Source organism: Arthrobacter sp. P1_B4, assembly GCF_056406555.1.
Genome location: NZ_JBFTZW010000006.1, coordinates 83499 through 105586, shown reverse-complemented (window position 1 = coordinate 105586; position 22088 = coordinate 83499). Strand labels below are relative to the sequence as shown.

The following is a 22088-nucleotide window of genomic DNA, read 5'->3' as shown; positions in this document are numbered from 1 at the left end:
GATCCGGAGCGTCCTCGATCGTGTAATTGCTGAGAGGCCGGCACGGCGCCGGCTGATTCGACAAGGAGGCACCCGAAATGACGCAGTACCTGCTCAGCATTTACCAGCCGGACGGCCCCGCCCCGGACCCTGAGTTCCTCGAACCCATCATGCGTGACCTGGCGGCCCTGAACCATGAAATGCAGGCGGCGGGGGCCTGGGTGTTCGCCGCGGGTCTCCACCCGGCGGAGTCCGCGACAGTCCTGCGGCCCAACGGTGGCGAGATCCTGGTGACCGATGGGCCGTTCACCGAAGGCAAGGAGCACCTCGGCGGATTCACCGTGATCGAGGCCGAGGATCTGGACGCGGCCCTTGGCTGGGCAAGGAAGCTGGCCGGCGCCACCACACTTCCCGTTGAAATCCGTCCGTTCCAGCACTAGCCGCCGGGTCGGGGGTGCTGGTGTGGGTGACCGCCGTGGAGATGAGGCAGCGACCGAGGCGGACATCGCCCGGGTGTTCCGGCGCGAGTACGGCCGCGCCGTAGCCGTTCTGACGCGGACGTTCGGGAACATCGATATTGCCGAGGACGCCGTCCAGGATGCCTTTACCGCGGCGGTCCAGCACTGGCCCTCGGCCGGCGTCCCGCCCAGCCCGGCTGGCTGGATCATCACGACGGCACGGCACCGGGCGATTGACCGGCTGCGGCGGGAAGCCTCACGCGAGGACAAGCACGCACAGGCGGCCCTGCTCGCGGCGGCGCGGTCCGGGGCCGGACCCGCGCCGGCCGCCGAAGAGCAGTTCCTGGCGGAGCAGTCAGGGGTCGAGGACGTGGACGACGATACTTTGCGGCTGATTTTCACGTGCTGCCATCCTGCCCTGGCCGGGTCCGCCCAGGTGGCGCTGACGCTGCGGCTTCTGGGTGGATTGACGACGGCGGAAATCGCCAGGGCCTTCCTGGTCCCGGAAACGACCATGGCGCAGCGGCTGGTCCGGGCCAAAGCGAAAATCCGGGATGCCAAAGTCCCCTACCGGGTCCCGCAGGGCGCCGACCTGCCCGAACGGCTGCAATCGGTGCTGGCGGTGGTCTACCTCATCTTCAACGAGGGCTACAACGCGGGCCCCTCCGACGGCCCGGAACGTGAGGAGCTCTGCACGGAAGCTATCCGGCTCGGCAGGCTGTTGGCGTCGCTGATGCCGGACGAGCCGGAAGCGGCGGGACTGCTGGCGCTGATGCTGCTCATCGAGTCCCGCCGCGCCGCGCGATTCACGCCCGACGGGGGACTGGTGCTGCTCGCGGCCCAGGACCGGGGGCACTGGGACGGCGCCCTGGCCGCCGAAGGCCGTGAGCTGGTGCGCCGGTGCCTGCGCCGGAACCGGCCCGGACCGTATCAGCTCCAGGCGGCGATCAACGCCGTCCACAGCGACGCCGCGACCGCCGGGGACACCGACTGGGCGCAGATCCTGCAGTTGTATGACCAGCTCCTGGCCGTCGCGCCGGGTCCTGTCGTGGCGCTGAACCGCGCCGTGGCCCTGGCAGAGCTCCACGGGCCCGTTGCCGGGCTGGCGGCGGTCGAGGGCCTGGGACTGGACAACTACTACCTCTTCCACGCCGTCCGCGCAGATTTCCTGGTGCGCCTGCGCCGCTATCCGGAGGCCGCCGAAGGCTACAGGCGGGCGCTGGCGCTTGCCGGCAGCGCGGCGGAACGCCGGTTCCTGGAAGGCAAGCTTCGCAGCCCGGTGTTCGGCGGGGCCGCAGACGGTTAGAAAGCAGACGGTTAGAAAGCAGGGCCGGGCCGCGCCCCGTGACGGGGCCGTTCACGCCGGTTAAAAGAGTAGGGCCGGGCGATCTGGAGCAGGACTTGGGGGAACTCTGCTGCAAATCGCCCGGCGCACCGCCGGCTCCGGGGGAACCGGCTATCATCACTCGCACCTGTTGAGGCACTTTCAAAGATAATGGCCGATCATGGGTGCGCAGCGAGTTTTCCCTGTGTGTTCGCTGGCAATCCGACGGCGCCCGCCGGGTGGTGGCCGGCTCCGCCGCAGGGGCTTTAAACGGCAAAGGCACCGGCGGTACGCTGCGGGAAAATGGGAAAACCCGCTGCAACCACCGGTGCCGCGCAGGCATCCGCATGCCTGCTGCATCACTCGCACCCTCAATGAGGTAGTTACAACGTTAGGTTCCAAAGTTGTGCGCTGACTGCGCTGAAGGTGGGAGCTGGCTGGGAATCACGTCAGACTGCAATGATGGGGACATGAGCAACCGAATCGCATTCCTGGGCTGTGGGTCAATGAACGAGGCAATTATGGCGGGGCTGATCGACGGCGGCGTCGACCCGGGCGACATTGTCGCGACAGTCCGCCGGGCCGGGCGCGCGGCCGAGCTGGCCCAGCGCCACCACGGGATCACCGCCATCGCGGGCGAAGAAGAGCCCGACAACAATAAACAGGCCGCCACCGGCTCCGCCGTCGTGATCCTGGGAGTCAAACCCGTGGGGATCGCGGACCTGGCCCGGGAAATCAGCGGATCCCTTTCACCCGGAACGATCGTCATCAGCGTTGCGGCCGCCGTGTCACTGGAGCAGCTGGAGGCGGCGCTGCCGGCCGGCCAGCCCGTCATCCGCACGATGCCGAACACACCGGCGAAGCTGGGCCGCGGCGTCGTCTCCGTCTCGCCCGGGACCAGCTGCTCCGCCGGGCAGCTCCAGCGCGCCAAGGACATCCTCGCCGCCGCCGGCACGGTCGTGGAGATCCCGGAAGAGCAGGTGGACGCCCTCTCCGCGATCAGCGGCTCGGGCCCGGCCTACGCCTTCTACCTGGCGGAGGCCATGGCCGAGGCCGGGGCACGACTGGGCCTGGACCCGGAGCTGTCGCTGTTGCTGGCCCGCGAGACCGTCGCCGGGGCGGGCTTCATGCTGGCTGAGCCGGGCGCGGATCCTGCCGCATTGCGCAAGGCGGTCACGAGCCCGAACGGCACCACGGAACGGGCCATCGCCACCTTTGACGAGCGCGGACTGCCGGCCATCATTGCCGACGGCGCCCGCGCGGCGGCTGAGCGCGCCGCAGAAATCACCCGACAGCTCGCCTGAGCCGGCCCGGGCGGACACCGGAGCAGGCCGCGGCTCCGGTTTCCGCAGGCTCCGGTTGTGGCCTAGGGGCGGGCAGCGAACCGTTCGAGCAGGTCCACGTGGCCCGAAACGATGAGCATGTCCCGCGAGGAAACCTTGGTTTCCGGCCGCGCGTAGGTGAAGTCCTCGCCCGGGGACTTCACGCCCACGATCGTGACGCCGTACTTGGACCGGACCTTGGACTCATCGAGGGTGAAGCCCACGGTCTCGCGCGGCGGGTACATCTTGACGATCGCGAAGTCGTCGTCAAACTCGATGAAGTCCAGCATGCGCCCGGAGACCAGGTGCGCGGCACGGACGCCGGCGTCGGCCTCCGGGTAGATGACGTGGTTGGCGCCGATGCGGGTGAGGATCTTGCCGTGCGAGGGCGTGATCGCCTTGACCCAGAGGTGTTCGATTCCGAGGTCCACGAGGTTGACGGTGATCAGCACCGAGGATTCGATCGAGGTGCCCACGCCCACGACGGCGGAACTGAATTCCTGGGCGCCGAGCTGGCGGAGGGCATCGATGTTGGTGGCGTCGGCTTCCACCACGTGCGTCAGGACGCTCGCCCACTTCTGGACGAGGCTGCGGTCGCGTTCGATGGCCAGGACCTCCCGGCCCTGTTTGACCAGCTGTTCTGCGGTGGATGCACCAAAACGGCCCAGCCCGATCACCAGCACGGGGGCGTTGTGGGCGGGGCGGTTGACGGCGCCTGAGGAACTAGCCAATGATCGGTCTCTCTTCCGGGTAGTGGTACAGCTGGCTGCGCTGGCGCAGGGCCAGGCCGGCGGCAAGGGTGACCGTCCCGACGCGCCCGGCAAACATGAGCAAAGCGAGGACGTAAACCCCCTCCGGCGGCAACTCTGCACTGAGGTTGGTGCTGAGGCCCACCGTGGCGAAGGCGGAAATGGTTTCAAACAGGACCCGGTCCAGGGAGGCATGGCTGATGTGCAGGAGCAGGAGGGCCGAGACCGAGACGAGGGTGGCGCCGGCGACGATCACCGAGATGGCCACGCGCATGGTGCCCTCGGGGATGGTGCGGCCGTAGATTTTCACGTCCGCGTCGCCGCGGGCCTCGGCGGTGATCGCCAGGAACATCACGGCGATGGTGGTGACCTTGATGCCGCCCGCCGTGGATGCGGAACCTCCGCCGGCGAACATGAGGGCATCGGAGAGCAACATGGTGGTGGACTCCATGTGGTTCTGGTCCACGAGGTTGAAGCCGCCGGAGCGCAACATGACTGAGGCAAAGAGCGCGTGCGTGATCTTGTCGCCGAGGTCCATGTCCCCGATGGTGCGCAGGTTGTCCCACTCCAGGAAGCCCCACAGGACCGTGCCGGCGGCCAGGAGTATGAAGGACACCTGGATGGTCAGCTTGGTGTGGAGGTTCCATTTCTTCCACCGCAGCCCGTTCTGGTGCAGCACCATGACGACAGGGAAGCCCAGGCTGCCCAGGAACACGCCGAGCATCAACGGGACGAGGATCCAGAGATCGGTTTCGTAGGGGACGATTCCGTCCGAATGCGGCGTGAAACCGGCGTTGTTGAACGATGAAATGGCGTAGAAGACCCCGTGCCAGACGGCCTGCGGGAAACTCTCCCCAAGGAGCAGGAAGCGGGGGATCAGGGTCACGGCCAGGGCCGCCTCGATCACGACGGAGGTCACGATCACGATCCGGAGCAGCGTGCCGACTTCGCCGAGCCGGCCGGCGTTCATGGCCTCTTGGGCGATCAGCTTGCCGCGGACACCAAGTCTCTTGCTCACCATGAGCGCCAGCAGCGACGCGAGGGTCAAGGTGCCCAGGCCGCCCACGAAAATGCCGACCAGGATCACGAGCTGGCCGAAGAAGGACCAGTGCACAGCCGTGGAGACCACGGTCAGGCCCGTGACGCAGACAGCTGACGACGCGGTGAAGAACGCCTGATGCAGCGGTGTGACCTGTCCCGTCGCGGAAGCTAAGGGCAGCGAGAGCAAAGCGGTGAAGACCAAGATCACGACGCCGAACGCCGAGAGCGCCAGGCGGGCGGGCGAGCTGTTCGCGATGCTGTCAATGAAGTCGCGCAGGCGTGTGAAGATCCACAGGCCTTCCCGCTCCGGCATGCCTGGCTGCCAGCTGGCCGGGCTCGTGGACCTCGACTGGCTTTGCGTCATGTTCTTCCTCGGTTGAAACTTCTTCCCCAAGTAGTAAACCACTAAACACCGGGTAATGGCCGGGGGAACGCCCGTGCGCGCGCGGGAAGCCGGGGACCGCTCGGGTAGCCTGTGATTGATGACATTCCTGCCCGGACTCGCTCAGACCGCGCTGCCAACGACGGTGGTGTGGGCCCCAGCCATGACTGCCTACAACTTTGGCCACTCCCACCCGATGGCGCCGGAGCGCATGGAGCTCACAGCGAAGCTGGCCGGCAGCCTTGGACTGCTGGATCTGGAGCACGTCTCGGTGGCGGCTCCGGACGTCGCCACCGACGCGGAGCTGTGCGCGGTCCACAGCCCGGAGTTTGTGGCCGCCGTGCGGCGCGTGAGCGCAAACCCGGACACCTCCGACCACGCCAGGGGTCTCGGAACCGAGGACGACCCCGCCTTTGCCGGCATGCACGAAGCCAGCGCGCGGCTGGCCGGCGGTTCCCTGCTGGCGGCCGCAGCTGTCCTCGACGGCAGCGCCGTGCGGGCCGTGAACTTCGGCGGCGGGATGCACCACGCCTCCCGGGAGCGCGCGAGCGGTTTTTGCATCTACAACGACGCCGCCCTCGCGGTCCAGCGGCTGCTCGACGGCGGCGTCCGGCGGGTGGCCTACGTCGACGTCGATGCGCACCACGGCGACGGCACGCAAAGCATCTTCTGGGACGATCCGCGCGTCCTGACCATTTCGCTGCACGAATCCGGACTGACCCTCTTCCCGGGCACCGGGTTTGCCAACGAGATCGGCGGACCGAACGCGCAGGGCAGCGCCGTGAACGTCGCCCTCCCGGCCGGCACCGTTGACGCCGGGTGGCTGCGGGCCTTCCACGCCGTCGTGCCCCAGCTCATTGGCGCGTTCGAACCGGAAGTGATCGTCAGCCAGCACGGCTGCGACTCGCACCGGCTTGACCCGCTCACGCACCTGAACATCAGTGTGGACGGCCAGCGCGAGGCCGCCACGGCGATCGGCAACCTCGCCGCCCGCTATTGCGAGAACCGGTGGATTTCCACCGGGGGCGGCGGCTACAACGTGGTCAGCGTGGTCCCGCGGTCCTGGAGCCACCTCATAGCCATCGCCGCCGGCCGCCCGGTGCCGTTGCGCACCCCGGTTCCGGAGGACTGGCGCAACTACGTCAGAGACAAGTACGGCGCCAGGTTCGGCGTGGAGCCCCCCGAGACGATGGGCGACGACGTGGACCTCTGGTGGCGGTCCTGGGAAGTGGGTTTCGACCCCAACGACGAGGTGGACCGCACCATCATGGCCACCCGCAAGGAAGTGTTTCCCCTGCACGGACTGGATCCCTGGTTCGACTGAATCCGGGCCGGGCTTGGGGGCTTGCACCAACGGAACAATTCGTGGATGCCATCTGGCGTATATGTCGCTAGTGTGGAGGGCATGGTGACAGACGACGTATTTGCCGTCATTGCTGAGGCAACCAGGCGTGACATTCTGATAGCCCTCCGCAAGGGGGACAAAGCGGTGGGGGAACTGGTCCAGGAGCTTGAAGCAAGCCAGCCCACCATTTCCAAGCATCTCAAAGTCCTCCGCGAAGCGGACCTGGTGAGCATGCGCGCCCAGGGCCAGAAGCGGTATTACACGCTCAACCCCAAGCCGCTCGCCGGGATCGCCACCTGGCTGCAGGCGTTCGACGTCGGCCCCGCCGCGACGGCGGACGCGGCCGCCGCCCTCCACCCCGAAGCCGGCCCCGCCGCCGTCCCGGAAGGCCTGGCCGCCGCGGTTCCGCAACCTGCCGTCCCGCAACCGGTCGCCGCGCAACCCGCCGCAGCACTGGCGGGCCGCCCTGCCGGCAGCCCGCTGAGCCCCGCCGTCGTCATTCCGGTGGGAACGGCGGGGGACGACAAAATGCCCCAGCAGATCGGGCGGACCGTGGGCCGGGCCGCCACCAGGGCCGCCGATCTCCTGGCCAACCTGCCCAAGTTCGGCCGCAAGAAGTAGGCTGTCCTGCCCCGCGTATGCCGCCCTGGGTATGCGCTGCGGCCATCCGTTTCGCCCAAAGTGGCACCCGGCCGATCGTTTGGGCGCCCGTGGCTTGCCAGGGGTGCTAGGTGCGGAGGATCCGCACGTGCCCGGGCGTGAGCTCCGCGACCCGGCTGACGCCCAGCAGTGCCATGGTGCGTTCCATGTCCTTCTCCAGGATTTGGAGGGCACGGTCCACACCGGCCCGCCCGCCGGCCATGAGCCCGTACAGGTAGGCGCGGCCGATCAGCGTGAAGTCGGCGCCGAGGGCGAGGGCGGCGATGATGTCCGCGCCGCTCATGATGCCGGTGTCCAGGATGATCGCCGCGTCGCTGCGGTCCGCCTTCAGCGCCGCGGAGACCTCCGGGAGCAGGTGGAACGGAATCGGTGCCCGGTCCAGCTGGCGGCCGCCGTGGTTGGAGAGCACAATCCCGTCCGCGCCATGGTCCACCACCTTGCGGGCGTCGTCGACCGTCTGGATGCCCTTGACCACGAGCTTGCCCTTCCACGTCTCGCGCAGCCAGTCGAGGTCGGCAAAGGTCAGGGTGGGATCGAACATGGAGTTGATGAGGTCCGCGACCGTGCCCGTGTAGCGGGACAGCGACGCGAAAGTCATCGGCTCGTGGGTGAGGAAGTTGAACCACCACGCGGGCCGGTAGGACGCATCCAGTACGGTCTTGAGTGTCAGGGCGGGCGGGATGGTCATGCCGTTGCGGACGTCGCGGAGCCTGGCGCCGGCGACGGCGGTGTCCACCGTGACCATGAGCGTGTCATTGCCCGCCGCGGCGGCACGCTGGATCAGTTCCAGTGAACGCTCCCGGTCCGTCCACAGGTACAGCTGGAACCAGTTGCGGCCCGTGGGTGCGGCGGCGGCCACGTCCTCGAGCGACGCCGTGCCCATGGTGGAGAGGGTGTACGGAATGCCGGCGGCTGCGGCGGCCTGGGAACCGGCATATTCGCCCTCGGACTGCATCATCCGGGTGAAGCCGGTGGGCGCGATCCCCACCGGGAGGCGGGACGGCCCGCCCAGGATGTCAGTGCTGAGGTCGATGCTGGAGACGTCCCGCAGGACCCCGGGCCGGAATTCAATGTCCAGGAACGCCTGGCGGGCGCGGCGGAGGGAGATTTCGGCCTCGGCGGCGCCGTCCGTGTAATCGAAGGGCGCCTGGGGTGTGCGGCGCTTGGCCATGTCCCGCAGGTCCCAGATGGTGCTGGCACGGCGCAGCCTGGCGGCCCTGCTGAATTCCGGCTTCTTGAACTGCATCAGGGGAGCAAGGTCGGCGTACTTGGGCACGCGGCGCTTCAGCGCGGCAGGGAGCCCGCGGGCGGCCGCGGCTGTGTGCTGCCCGGACGCGGAGACAGCAGGGCCAGGGGCCGTGGCCGCGGGAGTGGTCGGAGCCTCGGGGTTGCCGGGCGGGACGGTGTGCGTCATGGCTGCCTCCATTTGCGGATCGGATGCTGTGCTGGGTTTCCTCACACTCTAGGTGGTGCCGGTGTGCCGCGAAATGTCATTTCGCGGCAGCGCCGGCGAACACTGCCGCGACGTGCCTGCCCGGCGACCACGTACTCCTGGCCGCCCGGAACTAGCCGCCCGCGAATTGTTACGCCCGGCGTTTGCTCCGGCCGCGGCTCCGGGGCTATCGTCAGCGCTATGACTAACCGTTGGTATGCGTATTTTTCGTTGGCTCTGGAGGGGCCCGCGTCTAACTGACACGCATCCAACTTTCCTTCAGAGCCAACAGGGCAGAGATTATTCTCTGCCCTTCGCCATTTCTTCGGCGGGTTCTGACCAGGGCCCGCTCCGCACCCGGAACAGGACCCGAATATGAGCATCGAAGCAGCCACCGGCCCCCAACACTCCACCTCGAACCTGCGCGTCAGCGAGTTCACCCCGCTGCCCACCCCGCAAGACCTCATGGCGGAACTGCCCCTGGAGGCCCGCCTGGCCGAAGTGGTCGGACGGGGCCGGGACGAGGTCCGGGCCATCATGGACGGTGTGGACGGCAGGCTGCTCGTCATCGTGGGCCCCTGCTCCATCCACGACCCCAAGGCGGGCCTGGAATACGCCCGCCGGCTGGTCAGCCAGGCAGAGAAGCACCGCGAAGACCTGCTGATCGTCATGCGCACCTACTTCGAAAAGCCGCGCACCACGGTGGGCTGGAAGGGCCTGATCAACGACCCCCGGCTGGACGGCAGCCACGACATCGCCGCGGGCCTGCGCGCGGCCCGGTCCTTCCTGCGCCAGGTCACCGCCCTCGGCCTGCCCACCGCCACCGAGTTCCTTGAGCCCATCAGCCCCCAGTACGTCGCGGACCTGGTCGCCTGGGGCGCGATCGGCGCCCGCACCACGGAGAGCCAGATCCACCGCCAGCTGGCCTCCGGGCTGTCGATGCCGATCGGCTTCAAGAACGGGACCGACGGTGATCTCCAGGTGGCGCTGGACGCGTGCAGCGCCGCCGCTGCCGCCCAGGCGTTCCTCGGGATCGACGACGACGGCCGGGCGGCGCTTGTGGCTACCGCCGGCAACCCGGACACCCACGTCATCCTCCGCGGCGGACGCAAGGGCCCCAACTACTCAGCCGCCGATGTTGAAGCGGCCTCAGCGAAACTCGCCGCGAAGCAGCTCAACCCCCGTCTGATCGTCGACGCCAGCCACGCCAACAGCGGCAAAAACCACCACCGCCAGGCCGAGGTCGCCCTCGAAATCGGTGCGCAGCTCGAAAGTGCCGGAGCCGCCGCCGGGGCCATCGCCGGCGTCATGCTCGAGAGCTTCCTGGTGGGCGGGGCCCAGAACCTTGATGTCAACGCCGTTACCGGCTCCGGACGGGACGGGCTGGTCTATGGCCAGAGCGTCACGGATGCCTGCATGGACTGGGACGTGACGGCGTCGGTACTGGGCCAGCTGGCCGCCTCGGCCCGCACGCGGCGGACCCGTGCCTGAGGGAAGAGCAGGAGGAGGGGCGTGCCGCGGGATTTTCGAGATTCCTGCGGAAACCGTGTGGGGATTCCTGAGGAAGTCTTTCACTTTGGCACCATGAGCAACTAGTGTTGCTAACACATGGTTGTTTGATGGCTCAGCATCGGCACACCGCCATGTCAACAGGTGGGGCTGCCGTTCGCTTGAGCAAAGGAATAGGGAAATGTCTACGGAGGCCAACTTCTCCAAGGCCCGTTTTTTGACCGTGGCCGAAGTCGCGGAACTTATGCGGGTATCGAAAATGACTGTGTACCGTCTTGTGCATTCGGGGGAGATGCCGGCCGTGCGGTTCGGCCGCTCCTACCGCGTGCCGGAAAACGCCGTCGAGCAGTACCTCAAGGGTGCCGTCGTCGACCGGAATGACGGCCACGCCGGAACTGGCTGATCAGTCAGCGGCAACATTCACAGCGTGAATCGACTGCTTTGGGTCCCGCACGGGACCCGCGGTCGTGGGGTGCCTCGCAGAGGCGGTACCCTGTTAAGGAACGTTTTACGTCATTGTAAGAACCTGTCAGTTGCTTCAGTCTGCTGCTTAGCCCGCGGACCCTTCCCAACAGGCAGGTACTGCATCTAGCCGGTAAGGAACTTTCGTGGGTTCAGTTATTAAGAAGCGTCGCAAGCGTATGGCCAAGAAGAAGCACCGCAAGCTGCTTCGCAAGACGCGCCACCAGCGTCGCAATAAGAAGTAGCAATACTTCGAAATGCATGAAATGCCCGTTGCCTTCCAGGCGACGGGCATTTTTCTTGCTCAGGCCTCGCCCGGATCCCCGGCGTCGGCCCGGAATCCCAGCGGAAAGCCGCGGGCGGCCTAGCGGCTGGGGCCGCGGAAGCGGGAGAACCCCCGCCACAGGCCGTAGATGGCCCCTCCGACCGTCGCGGCCTTGAAGCCCAGAGTGGCGGCGCGCCGGCCGGCACGGAAGTCGTAGACCGGCCAGTTGTGCTCGCGGGCGTAGCGGCGCAGTTTGGAGTCGGGATTGATGGCAACGGGGTGCCCCACCATGCTCAGCAACGGGATGTCGTTGTGGGAATCGCTGTACGCCCAGCAGCGGCTCAGGTCCAGGCCCTGCTCCTCAGCAATGTGCTGGACCGCGACCGCTTTGGCCGGTCCATGGAGGATCTCGCCCACAAGCCGTCCCGTGTACGAGCCGTCCATGATCTCGCCAACTGTGCCCAGCGCCCCGGTCAGGCCCAGCCGGGCGGCAATGACAGTGGCCACCTCGATCGGCGTCGCCGTGACGAGCCATACTTTGCGCCCGACCCGGAGATGCTGTTCGGCCAGGGCCTTTGCCCCCGGCCAGATCCGCGACTCAATCATCTCGTCGTAGACCTCTTCGCCCAACGCCTCGATGTCCTTGGCCGTGATGCCGGCGGCCAGCGTCAGGGCGGAATCGCGGACTGCGTGGACGTCATCCATGTTTTCGCCGCGCAGCACGAACATGAACTGCTTCCAGGCGAACCCGGCAGCCTGCGGCAGGGTGAAGGCGCCACGCTGGTAAAGCTTGCGGGCGACATGGAAAAGGCTTGCGCCCTTCATGAGGGTGTTGTCGACGTCGAAAAATGCGGCCTCGCCGTGCTGCGTCGATGCAGCAGGCTCATTGGCCACAATGACGTATTTCTCCTCGGGCATGCCACGAGTCTAGTCAATGACAGGCCCCCGGCCGCCCGCGGGACGCGCGACGCGACGGCAGGACGGGCCCGGACCCGGGCGGACTGCGCCGCGCGTCGACGCCGAAGTGGCCGCCGGGCTACGGTGGATGCATGGCCAAACCCGCACACTTACCCGATGTAGTTCTGATCACCAAGGCTGACTGCCACCTGTGCACAGAGGCGCGCGCCGCCGTCGGCCGGGTCACCGCTGCGCTCGGAATAGATTGGTCGGAAAAATCGGTGGACGACGACGCCGGGCTGCGGGAACGTTTCGCCGAGGAGATCCCGGTGGTGCTGGTCAACGGCGTCCAGCGGGATTTCTGGAAGATCGACGAGGCCCGCCTGACCCGGACCCTGCAACGGGTCCTCGACCAGCCCTCCTGACGGCGGGGTGCTTTGTTGCGTGATGCGCGGGGGCTCTAGAGTGGGAAGCACAACGCGACGCAATGGAGCAGATAGTGACTTCGCTGGATTCATCTCCCGGGCCTGTTCCCGGGGAAGCCGGGACTGCGGCCAAACAGATTCCGCCCGCGGCCGTGGCCCGGCTGACCATCTATCTGCGCGCCCTGACCACGCTGCTGGCTGACGGTGTGGACCGGGTCTCGTCCGAGTCGCTGGCCGAGGCCTCCGGAGTGAGCTCCTCGACGCTGCGCAAGGACCTATCCTATGTTGGCTCCTACGGAACCCGGGGTGTCGGTTATGAGGTCCAGTACCTCAACCGCAACATCGCCGCCGCCCTCGGGTTGACGCACGACTGGAAAGTCGCGATCGTCGGTGCGGGCAACCTCGGCAAAGCCCTGGCCCGGTACGGCGGATTCGAGTCTCGAGGCTTTGACATTGTGGCAATTTTCGACGCCGACCAGATGGTGGTGGGCAGTGAAGTCGGTTGGCTGCGGGTCAGCGACGCCGCCGACCTTGAGCCGGTACTGCAACGGACCGGTGCCAACATGGTGGTCCTCGCTTTGCCCGCGGCGGTGGCCCAGGACGTCTGCGACCGGGTGATAGCCGCCGGCGTGCGGAGCATCCTCAGCTTCGCGCCGGTGATGCTGCAGGTCCCGCCGGGAGTCAACCTGCGCAAGGTGGACATGGCAACGGAACTGCAGATTCTGGCCTATCACGCACAAAGGGCGCAGGACCCGGAAGACGCCGACTAAGATCCGCCAGCCCTCCGGTTCCCGCGCCCGCTGAGTGGTACCCCCCTGGGTGGTTCTTGGCGACGCTACTTCCCGAAGGGGGCTCCGGGCTGTCCATAGGGGTTGGCAAAGGGCTGCCGCTTCTGGAAGTACGGCGCTGCCGCGGGCAAGTAAAGCAGCACGATAGCCGCAATGCCCACGAGTGCCGCCAGGGTGGCGAGGCTGAGCGGGATGATGTTGAAGACCGACAAGGCGGCGAACACGGTGCCCAGGATGCGGGCCCAGTTCCTGCCCTTGCGGACATTGAATGCCACGAGGGCATACAGCCCGGCGCTGATAGCGGCAAACACCACGATGGTGCCGATCAGGACACCCTTGATGGATTCGAAGTCGACGCTCGTGCCGCTCGCTGCCATCTGCTGCTCGAACATGTCCCTGACGGCAGGGGTGTCCAGGGTTCCCAGGGACACCAGCATGGAGATGACCCACAAGGCTCCGGCTGCGATGATCAGCCAGAACGACGTATTGACCAACTGGGGAACCGCGCCCTGAGCCTGCGGCTGGTCGGACGGGTACTGGGCGTAGGGGGACTGGCCGTACGGGGACTGGCCGTACTGCGGTGCCTGCGGGGCGTTCTGGCCGTAGGCGGGAGGTGTCTGCTGGCCGTACTGCGGCGTCTGGGGGGCGTTCTGGCCGTAGGCGGGAGGTGTCTGCTGGCCGTACTGCGGCGTCTGGGGGGCGTTCTGGCCGTAGGCCTGGGGTGTCTGCTGGCCGTACTGCGGCGTCTGCGGGGCGTTCTGGCCGTAGGCCGGGGGTGTCTGCTCGCCGTACTGCGGAGTCTGCGGGGCGTTCTGGCCGTACTGCGGTGCCTGCGGGGCCGGCGTGGATTCCCCGCCCGGCTCGGAGCCGTTGGGAGGCGGGGGCTGGACTGGGGGATTGCTCATGAAGCGGTCCTTTGCGTGTCGATCGAATCGGCCACCGGGATCAGAGATCCTGCCCTGCCCCCAGCATGGTTTAGCTCAACCGTACCGCGGGCCGGCCGCCGTGTGGATCATTCCGGAGAGGTATTCTCAAGCCCCATTCGCTGGCCGGCGCGTGGCGGCGGGGGCGACCCGGCGCTGCCACGATTCCGCGGGTGCCCTGTGCAGCGGCAGGCCTAGATTCGGCCCCGGTTGGCGGCAAACCAGGCCTGTGCGTTCGGCAGCCACATGAGCACGGTCGCAACGAGGCTGATGAGGAAGCCCGGCAGGCCTCCGCCCGCCCGGCCGTCGGCTATGCCGGAACTGATGAGTGCCAGCACCAGGGAGATGCCGGCAAGGATGGTGAGGGCGAAGCGGGCCCATTCCCGGCCTTCCTTCATCTTCATGGCCAGAATGATCTGAGCGGTTGCCAGTGCGAGCGCCACGATCACGAGCAGCAGCACCAGGAGCCCGATTGCCGGCGCAAAGGCGACCAGGACGAAGGACCCGAACAACCCGATGACTCCACCCAGGAGGCCCAGGAGCCCGCCGATCAGCCAGATCCAGTAGGAGACCTTCAGCTCGGTGGGCATTGCGGCAACCTTGAACATGCCGGAGAGCCCGCCGGCAGGCAGTGCATCGCCGAAGTTCCTGGGGCGGTCGGTGGGCATCTCGAAGCGGAATCCGCCGGCCGACGCCGGCTGGCCCTGGTACCCGGGAGGGGGTGCCTGATACCCCGGCGGCGGTGCCTGGTACCCGGGAGGGGGTGCCTGGTATCCGTGAGGGGGCGGCGGGTTGGCGGGAAGCTGCGGTGGGCCGGCGGGCGGGACGCTGCCCGACACCGGCGGCTGGGCGCCCGGCTGCTGCGGAGGTACATCACTCGGGTTGCTCATGGCTCTCACTGTAGACCGCCGTTTCCCTGTTATCTAGGGAATCTGGAGCCGCGTCGCGGTGCCCGACGGCGGCGCCCGAGAGGGGCAGACAGCAGCGGCGAAAAACAACAGCGCCCCGCTTCATCGCGAAGATGAAGCGGGGCGCCGGACCCGGCTGACCGGCGTCGGCCGTCAGGCGCGGACGGGAGTGACCGGGCCGCGACCGTGCTTGATGCTGGCTATGCTGCGGGAGCGATGAAGGCCAGTTCCAGGTTGATGGCAACCTTGTCGCTGACCAGCACGCCGCCGGCTTCGAGGACGGCGTTCCAGGTCAGCCCGAAGTCCTTGCGGCTGATCGTGGTTTCGGCGCTGAGGCCGGCGCGGGTGTTGCCGAAGGGATCGACGGCCACGCCGTTGAATTCGGTCTCGAGGGCCACGGGGCGGGTGATGCCCTTGATGGTGAGGTCGCCCTGGAGCTCGTAGGCGTCGCCCTTGGGGACGATGGTGTTGGAGACAAAGGAGATCTCCGGGAACGTCTCGACGTCGAAGAAATCTTCGCCGCGGACGTGGCCGTCGCGGTTGGCGTCACCGGAGTCGAAGCTTGCGGTCTTGATCGAGGCGTTGACCTTGGAGTCGGTGACGTTCTCGGCGAGATCCAGGGTGGCGGCGGCGTCGGTGAACTGACCGCGGACCTTGCTGATGCCGGCGTGGCGGACGGTGAAGCCGATCTCGCTGTGCGACGGGTCGAGGGTCCAGGTGCCGGTGGTGACGTTTGCGGGAAGTGCCATGGTGGTTCTCCTTGAGTCGGGTTGGTACTACGGTGATTCGTCTGATCGCTAGTTGAAGCATCATTGGTTGAAATCTCAACTAACTGCTTCACCCAGTATAAACATGCATTTGCATCTTTTATTCCAACTCCGGGGAACATTTTTCCAAACTCATCAGTTCTACCTCCCGTAGAAGATTTCAGATCGACCGGCATCTTTGAGAAACTGGTAGACATGCCCCAAGCCACTGTTCATTTGCTCCGCCACGGCGAGGTCCACAATCCCGATGGTGTCCTGTACGGCAGGCTGCCGGAATTCCACCTCTCCGAACTCGGCCGGGAGATGGCCCGCACCCTGGCGGAACACTTCAGGGAGCGGTCCGCGCAAGGGGCCAGGATCGTCCACCTCGCCGCGTCCCCACTGACCCGCGCTCAGGAGACGGCGCAGCCGATCGCCGACGCCCTGGGCCTGGAGATTGCCACCGAATCCCGCATCATCGAGGCCGCCAACTACTTTGAGGGCCTCCGCGTCTCGAAGGCGGAGCTGCTGCGGCCCAAGCACTGGGCCCGGCTGTACAACCCGTTACGGCCCTCCTGGGGTGAGCCGTACAAGGAGCAGGCCGCGCGGGTCATCGCGGCCATTCAGGACGCACGCGTCCGTGCCATCGAACTGGGCGGCAACGGGGCCGAAGCCATCCTTGTCAGCCACCAGCTGCCCATCTGGGCCACGCGGCTCAGCGCCGAAGGCCGGCCGTTGTGGCACGACCCGCGCAAGCGCGAATGCACCCTGACGTCCCTGACTTCCCTGGTGTTCGACGACGCCGGCGGCCTCGTGCGCGTCGACTACAGCGAGCCCGCTGCCGCCCTGCTGCCCGGTGCCGCCAGCACCCCGGGAGCCTGACCATGGCCGCGAACCGCCGCGAAAACATGCCTTTGTCCCGCCGCAGCGTCCTGACCGCCGGCGGGGTCGCGCTGGCCGCGGTGTTCGGGCTGTCCGGCTGTGCCCAGGACGACGCCCTCGCCAAACAGGCCAAGGCCGGGGACAACAAGAACTACGTGGCCGGCGACGGGTCCGTGACCGAGTTCGCCGTCGCGGACCGCAAGAGTCCCGTGGCGCTCAAGGGGACGCTGTTCGACGGCACGGCCGTCACGTCGGCGGACTTCCCCGGCAAAGTGACCGTGCTGAACTTCTGGTTTGCCGCCTGCGCCCCCTGCCGGGTCGAGGCGCCCTCCCTCGAGGCGCTGAACCAGGAATTCAAGACCAAGGGCGTACAGTTCTTCGGCGTGAACCTGCGCGATGAGAAGGCCACGGCCGACGCGTTCGACAAGACCTTCAACCTGACGTACCCGAGCTTCAACGACAAGGACGGCGCCGTGCTGCTGGCCGTCTCCGGCCTCGTGCCGCCCGGCGCCGTGCCCACCACCCTCGTGCTGGACAAGCAGGGCCGCGTCGCCTCCCGGGTCCTGGGCGAAATCCAGCAGGGCACCCTGAAGTCCCTCATCGCCGCCGCCGTGGCCGAGTAGCGCGGCCCACCGTGAACAGCCCCTTCGCTGAAGCCATCCTGAACGGATCGCTGCTGCTTGCCATTCCCGTCGCGCTGCTGGCCGGACTGGTCTCCTTCCTCTCGCCCTGCGTCCTCCCGCTGGTGCCCGGATACCTGGGCTACGTCACGGGTCTGACCGGCGTCGACCTGCAGAAGCAAAAGCGCGGGCGCATGCTGGCCGGCATCGGGCTGTTCGTCCTCGGTTTCTCCGTGATCTTCGTGCTGCTCGGCGGCGCCTTCGGGCAGCTGGGCAGCTTCATCACGGGCTCGCAGAACATGTGGATCACCCAACTGCTGGGCGTCCTGGTGATCGTCATGGGCGTGGTGTTCATGGGCGGCTTCGGCTGGCTCCAGCGCGATGCCAAGATTCATGCCAAACCCCCCGCCGGTCTGTGGGGTGCGCCCTTACTGGGCATCACCTTCGGGCTGGGCTGGGCACCGTGCATCGGTCCGACATATTCGGCCGTCCAGCTGCTTAGCCTGTCCGGCGGCTCCTCGGCGGCCAAGGGGGCGTTCCTGGCGTTCGTCTACAGCCTTGGGCTGGGAATCCCGTTCCTGCTGATCGCCCTGGCCGTGCGCCGCGGCATTGGCGTGATGTCCTTCTTCCGCAACCACCGGCTCGCCATCCAGCGCACCGGCGGAGGCATCCTGATCCTGCTTGGGATCCTGATGGCGAGCGGTGTGTGGGGCACCTGGGTCTCCGGGTTGCAGTACTGGTTCCAAACCGATGTGAATTTGCCAATCTGATGAGCGAGCGCGTGAACGAAAAGAAGAAGTCCCCGAAGCCCGAGGCCGTCCTGCCCACGCTGGGTCCGTTGGGCATGCTCCGGTGGGCGTGGACGCAGCTGACCAGCATGCGCACAGCCCTGTTCCTGCTCTTGCTGCTGGCCGTCGCCGCCGTGCCCGGCTCGCTGTTTCCGCAGCGCCCGGCTAACCCGGCGATTGTCACGCAGTACATCAAGGACCACCCGGACTACGGCTCGATCCTGGACTCGGTGCAGCTCTACGACGTCTACTCCTCGGCCTGGTTTTCCGCGATCTACATCCTGCTGTTCGTCTCGCTGATTGGCTGCGTGATCCCGCGCGCCATCGCGCACTACAAAGCGATGCGCTCCCAGCCCCCTCGCACGCCCGCCCGCCTGTCCAGGCTCCCCGAATACGGCACTCTGGTGATTCCGGCCGACGCCGGGATCCCGGCGTCGGCCGCCATCACCGACGCCGCCGAGCTGCTGAAAAAACGCGGCTACCGCGTCGACGTGCGGGACCGCGACGGCGTCCGCCCGTCCTTGGGTGCCGAGCGCGGCTTCCTGAGGGAAGTCGGCAACCTCGTCTTTCACACCGCGCTGATCGGAGTGCTGGTTTCGGTGGCGGCCGGCGGCCTCTTCGGCTACAGCGGGCAGCGCATCTTGGTGGAGGGCGACACGTTCGTCAACACCCTCGTCGGCTACGACCAGTTCACCCCCGGCACCAATTTCCAGAGCAGCCAGCTGCAGCCCTATTCGGTCCAGCTGGACAAGTTCGACATCACCTTCGACCGTGAATCGAAGGGCAAGTTTGGTCAGCCCATCGACTTCACCGCCGCCGTGACCACGAAGGAAAACCCGGACGCACCCGCCAAGAAGGAGGTGCTCAAGGTCAACGACCCCCTCAGCCTCGGCGGCACCAGCGTGTACCTCACCGGCAACGGCTACGCTCCCGTCGTCACGATTCGCGACGGCGCGGGCAATGTTGCCATGCAGGGACCCGTGGTGGCCAAGCTCCAGGGCGAGAACTACTACTCCTCCGTGGTGATCAAGGTTCCGGACGCCAAACCCGAACAGCTCGCCTTCGCCGGGTTCTTCCTGCCGACGGCGTTTGTCACTGACAAGGGCGTGTCCTTCAGCGGTGATCCGGAGCTCATCAACCCGCAGCTGACCCTGAACTCCTACTTTGGCGACCTCGGCCTGGACGCGGGCTCCCCGCAGAACGTCTTCGAGCTCGACGTCAAGAAGCTCACGCCGCTCAACGCCCGCAACCTGGACACCAAGGGCATCGTCCTGGCACCCGGGAGCAGCTACACGCTGCCGAACGGGAAGGRTTCCATCAGTTTCGACGGCGTCAAGCGCTACATCGGCGTGGACATCCACCACAACCCCGGCCAGCTGTACGCCCTGATCTTCGCGCTCCTGGCCGTGGCCGGGCTCGTGACCTCGCTCTATGTGAACCGCCGCCGCGTCTGGGTCCGCACCGGCGCACACGAGGACGGCCGCACCATGGTGGAGTACGGTCTCCTGGCCCGCGGTGAGGACCACCGCCTGGCCGGGGAGGCCGCGGCAATCCGCAAACTCCTTTCCGACGATTGGCTGTTGGGCGATGAGGCCGCGACCGGCTCCCAGCCCGCTCCCAGCGCAACAGCGGATAATGACCGGGCGGATAAGGCCAGCACGGCAACAGGCAGCACGGGTGCCGGCGGCACGCACGCCGCTCCTGAACAACCCGCAGAAGACTTCATCCAGTCAACAGCCGGCTCTTCCGAGTCGAAGAAGGATCAGTAATGCCGTTCTCGATCAACGAAACCATGGGCCAGTACAGCGAGCTGTTCATGCTGCTGGCCGCCGGCACGTACACGGTGGCGTTCATCGCCTTCGCCTGGGACCTGGCCAAGAGCAGCAAGACGCTGCGCGCGGTGGACCTCAAGGCCGCGGAGCTCTCCGGTGCGGCGGCCGAGGCCAATGCCGCCCGCGTTCCCGTCGGCGTCGGCGCGGGGGCCGCCGGAGCCGACGTCGCCCGCTCCGATGCGGACGTCAGCGGCCCGGCAGGCCGTGCCGAGCGTCCGACGTCGGCCACCTCCCGCCCGGGCACCGCCGCAGGCGCGGGCCAGACCGCCGACGGCAGCATGCGCTACGCCGGTGAGCGGCGTGCCCCCGCCCGCGTCGCCGTCGCGCTGACCGTCCTCGGCGCCGCGATTCATGCGGCCGGCGTGATCACCCGCGCGCTCGGTGCCGGCCGGGTGCCGTGGGGCAACATGTACGAATTCCTCACCACGGGCGCGTTCGTGGCCGTGGCCGTCTTCCTGCTGGTGCTGATCCGCCGCGACCTGCGCTTCCTTGGCACGTTCGTGATCGGCCTGGCCATCATCATGCTGGTTGCCGCCTCCATCGCCTTCTGGACCCCCGTGGGCCATCTCGTGCCGGCGCTGCAGAGCTACTGGCTGATCATCCACGTTTCCATCGCGGTAATGTCCTCGGCCCTGTTCACCCTGACCTTCGCGATGTCCGCGCTGCAGCTCGTGCAGTCGCACCGGCAGAAGACCATCGCCGCGGGCGGTGCCGACAAGCTCGGGTTCATGCGCCTGGTCCCGAACGCCCTGAGCCTGGAGAACCTGTCCTACCGCATCAACGCGATCGCGTTCGTCGGCTGGACGTTTACGCTCATGTTCGGCGCCATCTGGGCGGAGAAAGCCTGGGGCCGGTTCTGGGGCTGGGACACGAAGGAAGTCTGGACGTTCGTGATCTGGGTGGTCTACGCCGGATACCTGCACGCCCGCGCCACCCGCGGCTGGACCGGAACCCGAGCCGCCTGGCTGTCGATCGTCGGCTACCTGTGCGTGGTCTTCAACTTCACGATCGTGAACCAGTTTTTCAACGGCCTGCATTCCTACTCGGGACTGTAAGCCGCACCCCGGCCCATAACCGCACCCGGGCCGTAACCGCACCCGGGCCGGCTGCTTCCGGGGTTGCGCGGAGCCCGCCCCCATCGATTCGCCACAGATGGCCTCTATGCCCCGTGACTAGCGGCCATCTGTGTCAGGTGGGCGCGCTGCGCGGGGGGTGGGGTAGTGCGGCATGGCGTGGCGTGGCGGGCATCTGCGTGCTGGCAGCTGGGCGCGCTGGGCATGGCTGAGGGGCTTCGGGCGGGTGTTTCCGGGGCTGCGCGGGCCCGCCCCCCATCGATTCGCCACAGATGGCCGCTAAGCCGAGGCGCTTAGCGGCCATCCGCGTCAGATTGGTGCGCTGCACGGCGATTATGGCAGTGCGGCATGGCGTGGCGTGGCGGGCATCTGCGTGCTGGCAGCTGGGCGCGCTGGGCATGGCTGCGGGCCTCGGGCGGGTGTTTCCGGGGCTGCGCGGGCCCGCTCTCTCTCGATTTGCCACAGATGGCCTCTATGCCCCGTGACTAGCGGCCATCTGTGTCAGGTGGGAGCGGTTGGGGGCGGGCACGGTGACGTTGCCCGGGCTTCGGGCCTGGGCCGGGAGTCCAGCCGCGCTCCAGCAGCGCCGCACGCACCCGGGTAGCCGCGGCAGGCTCCATCCCAGGGCCGGGCGGGGTCAAGTGCCATTGGGTCAAGACGACGACGCGCCACCCGGCATCCCTGGCGTTCTCATCCCGGAAGATGTCGCTGCGACGCTGGGCCGGACTGGCGTGATGCCCGCCGTCGTACTGAATCGCGATCTTTTCTTCTTCGTAGGCGAGGTCCGGGTCCTGGATCCAGCCGCCGGTCTCATCGAACATCGGGAGGTTGATTGCGGGTTCGGGCAGGCCATGCCGAATCAGGAGCAGCCGGAGTTCGGTCTCTTTGGGGGAGTCCGTGTCGGCGCGTATCAGGGACCGGGCCTGCATAGCCCGCCGGTAGCCCGCCCTGCCTTGCTTCCCGGCGAGGAACGCGTCCAGCTCATGGATCGTGGTCAATGAATTTCTCCGCCGCAGCWGGAAATCCCCGGCGATCACCAAGTCATCGAGGCCTAGTATGCCTGCGAGATCGAACCACGTCCGCAGTGGGGAGGTGCAGCTAACCCTCACCCCAGCTACGATCTCCTCCGGTTCGAGTGCCTGCTGATGGCCCACCACATTCTTATGTCGCACCGCCCGCTGGCCCGGCCGACTCGTCAGATGGATGACAGCCAGGTTCTCCAAGGCCTGCGGCAGGGGAAATCCCCACAACACTGCCGCAGACAGGTGGCTCACGATT

23 protein-coding genes are annotated in these 22088 nt (G+C 67.3%); 15 read left to right on the top strand and 8 right to left on the bottom strand.

Translation table 11 applies throughout. From position 1 onward, the window contains the following. Positions 1 to 77: 77 nt before the first annotated feature. From AC1D1W_RS04905 to proC, 3 genes are all read left to right on the top strand, one after another. Positions 78 to 419, top strand: a complete 342-nt coding sequence (locus AC1D1W_RS04905) for a YciI family protein (protein WP_476943095.1) — start codon at positions 78 to 80, stop codon at positions 417 to 419. Positions 420 to 441: 22 nt separating this feature from the next. After that, a complete protein-coding gene (locus tag AC1D1W_RS04900) occupies positions 442 to 1743 on the top strand; it encodes an RNA polymerase sigma factor (RefSeq protein WP_476943094.1) in 1302 nt (433 codons plus the stop codon). A 488-nt stretch (positions 1744 to 2231) separates the two neighbouring features. Then, entirely contained in the window at positions 2232 to 3065 is an 834-nt protein-coding gene (proC, locus tag AC1D1W_RS04895) for a pyrroline-5-carboxylate reductase (RefSeq protein ID WP_028277720.1), read from the top strand. A 62-nt stretch (positions 3066 to 3127) separates the two neighbouring features. Here the strand turns inward: proC and AC1D1W_RS04890 are convergent, their stop codons facing one another. Then, positions 3128 to 3766: a potassium channel family protein gene (locus AC1D1W_RS04890; protein ID WP_028277721.1), complete on the bottom strand. Its 639-nt coding sequence runs from the start codon at positions 3764 to 3766 to the stop codon at positions 3128 to 3130. A gap of 40 nt (positions 3767 to 3806) precedes the next feature. Further along, entirely contained in the window at positions 3807 to 5237 is a 1431-nt protein-coding gene (locus tag AC1D1W_RS04885) for a TrkH family potassium uptake protein (protein WP_243182131.1), read from the bottom strand. A gap of 118 nt (positions 5238 to 5355) precedes the next feature. Here AC1D1W_RS04885 and AC1D1W_RS04880 point away from each other — a divergent pair, with 118 nt between their 5' ends. Both AC1D1W_RS04880 and AC1D1W_RS04875 read left to right on the top strand, forming a co-directional pair. Continuing rightward, positions 5356 to 6579 carry an acetoin utilization protein AcuC gene (locus tag AC1D1W_RS04880; protein WP_476943093.1) on the top strand — a complete coding sequence of 408 codons (1224 nt, stop codon included), beginning with the start codon at positions 5356 to 5358 and terminating at the stop codon, positions 6577 to 6579. An 81-nt stretch (positions 6580 to 6660) separates the two neighbouring features. Then, positions 6661 to 7221 carry an ArsR/SmtB family transcription factor gene (locus AC1D1W_RS04875; protein WP_243182144.1) on the top strand — a complete coding sequence of 187 codons (561 nt, stop codon included), beginning with the start codon at positions 6661 to 6663 and terminating at the stop codon, positions 7219 to 7221. A 106-nt stretch (positions 7222 to 7327) separates the two neighbouring features. On the opposite strand, the gene AC1D1W_RS04870 is transcribed toward AC1D1W_RS04875, so the two are convergent. Beyond that, entirely contained in the window at positions 7328 to 8674 is a 1347-nt protein-coding gene (locus tag AC1D1W_RS04870) for an alpha-hydroxy acid oxidase (protein WP_476943092.1), read from the bottom strand. A gap of 393 nt (positions 8675 to 9067) precedes the next feature. Between AC1D1W_RS04870 and AC1D1W_RS04865 the strand changes: the two genes are divergently transcribed. The 3 genes from AC1D1W_RS04865 to AC1D1W_RS04855 all read left to right on the top strand — a co-directional run bounded on the left by AC1D1W_RS04865 (position 9068) and on the right by AC1D1W_RS04855 (position 10908). After that, on the top strand, positions 9068 to 10183 hold the full coding sequence (locus AC1D1W_RS04865; RefSeq protein ID WP_476943091.1) for a 3-deoxy-7-phosphoheptulonate synthase: 1116 nt from the start codon (positions 9068 to 9070) through the stop codon (positions 10181 to 10183). Between the two features lie 199 nt (positions 10184 to 10382). Then, entirely contained in the window at positions 10383 to 10604 is a 222-nt protein-coding gene (locus AC1D1W_RS04860; RefSeq protein ID WP_018775046.1) for a helix-turn-helix domain-containing protein, read from the top strand. Between the two features lie 205 nt (positions 10605 to 10809). After that, entirely contained in the window at positions 10810 to 10908 is a 99-nt protein-coding gene (locus AC1D1W_RS04855; protein WP_003792170.1) for a 30S ribosomal protein bS22, read from the top strand. Positions 10909 to 11027: 119 nt separating this feature from the next. On the opposite strand, the gene AC1D1W_RS04850 is transcribed toward AC1D1W_RS04855, so the two are convergent. Then, positions 11028 to 11846, bottom strand: a complete 819-nt coding sequence (locus AC1D1W_RS04850) for an HAD family hydrolase (protein WP_243182128.1) — start codon at positions 11844 to 11846, stop codon at positions 11028 to 11030. Positions 11847 to 11977: 131 nt separating this feature from the next. Here AC1D1W_RS04850 and AC1D1W_RS04845 point away from each other — a divergent pair, with 131 nt between their 5' ends. Further along, positions 11978 to 12250: a glutaredoxin family protein gene (locus AC1D1W_RS04845; protein ID WP_476943090.1), complete on the top strand. Its 273-nt coding sequence runs from the start codon at positions 11978 to 11980 to the stop codon at positions 12248 to 12250. 74 nt (positions 12251 to 12324) lie between these two features. Further along, complete coding sequence (locus AC1D1W_RS04840) at positions 12325 to 13020, top strand: redox-sensing transcriptional repressor Rex (RefSeq protein ID WP_476943089.1); 696 nt, start codon at positions 12325 to 12327, stop codon at positions 13018 to 13020. A gap of 65 nt (positions 13021 to 13085) precedes the next feature. Here AC1D1W_RS04840 and AC1D1W_RS04835 read toward each other — a convergent pair whose 3' ends face one another. The 3 genes from AC1D1W_RS04835 to AC1D1W_RS04825 form a co-directional block, all read right to left on the bottom strand. Beyond that, positions 13086 to 13943 carry a hypothetical protein gene (locus tag AC1D1W_RS04835; RefSeq protein WP_476943088.1) on the bottom strand — a complete coding sequence of 286 codons (858 nt, stop codon included), beginning with the start codon at positions 13941 to 13943 and terminating at the stop codon, positions 13086 to 13088. Between the two features lie 212 nt (positions 13944 to 14155). After that, on the bottom strand, positions 14156 to 14851 hold the full coding sequence (locus AC1D1W_RS04830) for a hypothetical protein (RefSeq protein WP_476943087.1): 696 nt from the start codon (positions 14849 to 14851) through the stop codon (positions 14156 to 14158). 218 nt (positions 14852 to 15069) lie between these two features. Continuing rightward, positions 15070 to 15618 (bottom strand): YceI family protein, encoded by a 549-nt coding sequence (locus tag AC1D1W_RS04825; protein WP_028278101.1) that lies wholly within the window; start codon positions 15616 to 15618, stop codon positions 15070 to 15072. Between the two features lie 213 nt (positions 15619 to 15831). Here AC1D1W_RS04825 and AC1D1W_RS04820 point away from each other — a divergent pair, with 213 nt between their 5' ends. The 5 genes from AC1D1W_RS04820 to ccsB are packed head-to-tail and all read left to right on the top strand — an operon-like array spanning position 15832 to position 20792. Next, entirely contained in the window at positions 15832 to 16497 is a 666-nt protein-coding gene (locus AC1D1W_RS04820; RefSeq protein ID WP_476943086.1) for a histidine phosphatase family protein, read from the top strand. A 2-nt stretch (positions 16498 to 16499) separates the two neighbouring features. Further along, positions 16500 to 17120, top strand: a complete 621-nt coding sequence (locus AC1D1W_RS04815) for a TlpA family protein disulfide reductase (protein WP_243182123.1) — start codon at positions 16500 to 16502, stop codon at positions 17118 to 17120. Positions 17121 to 17131: 11 nt separating this feature from the next. After that, entirely contained in the window at positions 17132 to 17887 is a 756-nt protein-coding gene (locus AC1D1W_RS04810; protein ID WP_243182122.1) for a cytochrome c biogenesis CcdA family protein, read from the top strand. Next, positions 17887 to 19674 carry a cytochrome c biogenesis protein ResB gene (gene resB / locus AC1D1W_RS04805; protein ID WP_476943085.1) on the top strand — a complete coding sequence of 596 codons (1788 nt, stop codon included), beginning with the start codon at positions 17887 to 17889 and terminating at the stop codon, positions 19672 to 19674. The genes AC1D1W_RS04810 and resB overlap by 1 nt, the downstream gene beginning before the upstream one ends. Continuing rightward, the gene (ccsB, locus tag AC1D1W_RS04800) at positions 19674 to 20792 is read left to right on the top strand and encodes a c-type cytochrome biogenesis protein CcsB (RefSeq protein WP_459385545.1); all 1119 of its coding nucleotides are present in this window, start codon (positions 19674 to 19676) and stop codon (positions 20790 to 20792) included. The genes resB and ccsB overlap by 1 nt, the downstream gene beginning before the upstream one ends. Positions 20793 to 21295: 503 nt before the next feature. Here the strand turns inward: ccsB and AC1D1W_RS04795 are convergent. Continuing rightward, entirely contained in the window at positions 21296 to 21808 is a 513-nt protein-coding gene (locus AC1D1W_RS04795; protein ID WP_243182119.1) for an endonuclease domain-containing protein, read from the bottom strand. Positions 21809 to 22088 lie beyond the last annotated feature (280 nt).

Coding starts and splice junctions, on each gene's coding strand:
- AC1D1W_RS04825 (WP_028278101.1), bottom strand. CDS start 15,618: ATGGCACTTCCCGCAAACGTCACCACCGGCACCTGGACCCTCGACCCG.
- proC (WP_028277720.1), top strand. CDS start 2,232: ATGAGCAACCGAATCGCATTCCTGGGCTGTGGGTCAATGAACGAGGCA.
- AC1D1W_RS04870 (WP_476943092.1), bottom strand. CDS start 8,674: ATGACGCACACCGTCCCGCCCGGCAACCCCGAGGCTCCGACCACTCCC.
- ccsB (WP_459385545.1), top strand. CDS start 19,674: ATGCCGTTCTCGATCAACGAAACCATGGGCCAGTACAGCGAGCTGTTC.
- AC1D1W_RS04885 (WP_243182131.1), bottom strand. CDS start 5,237: ATGACGCAAAGCCAGTCGAGGTCCACGAGCCCGGCCAGCTGGCAGCCA.
- AC1D1W_RS04820 (WP_476943086.1), top strand. CDS start 15,832: ATGCCCCAAGCCACTGTTCATTTGCTCCGCCACGGCGAGGTCCACAAT.
- AC1D1W_RS04865 (WP_476943091.1), top strand. CDS start 9,068: ATGAGCATCGAAGCAGCCACCGGCCCCCAACACTCCACCTCGAACCTG.
- AC1D1W_RS04875 (WP_243182144.1), top strand. CDS start 6,661: ATGGTGACAGACGACGTATTTGCCGTCATTGCTGAGGCAACCAGGCGT.
- AC1D1W_RS04880 (WP_476943093.1), top strand. CDS start 5,356: ATGACATTCCTGCCCGGACTCGCTCAGACCGCGCTGCCAACGACGGTG.
- AC1D1W_RS04845 (WP_476943090.1), top strand. CDS start 11,978: ATGGCCAAACCCGCACACTTACCCGATGTAGTTCTGATCACCAAGGCT.
- AC1D1W_RS04860 (WP_018775046.1), top strand. CDS start 10,383: ATGTCTACGGAGGCCAACTTCTCCAAGGCCCGTTTTTTGACCGTGGCC.
- AC1D1W_RS04835 (WP_476943088.1), bottom strand. CDS start 13,943: ATGAGCAATCCCCCAGTCCAGCCCCCGCCTCCCAACGGCTCCGAGCCG.
- AC1D1W_RS04815 (WP_243182123.1), top strand. CDS start 16,500: ATGGCCGCGAACCGCCGCGAAAACATGCCTTTGTCCCGCCGCAGCGTC.
- AC1D1W_RS04830 (WP_476943087.1), bottom strand. CDS start 14,851: ATGAGCAACCCGAGTGATGTACCTCCGCAGCAGCCGGGCGCCCAGCCG.
- AC1D1W_RS04905 (WP_476943095.1), top strand. CDS start 78: ATGACGCAGTACCTGCTCAGCATTTACCAGCCGGACGGCCCCGCCCCG.
- AC1D1W_RS04850 (WP_243182128.1), bottom strand. CDS start 11,846: ATGCCCGAGGAGAAATACGTCATTGTGGCCAATGAGCCTGCTGCATCG.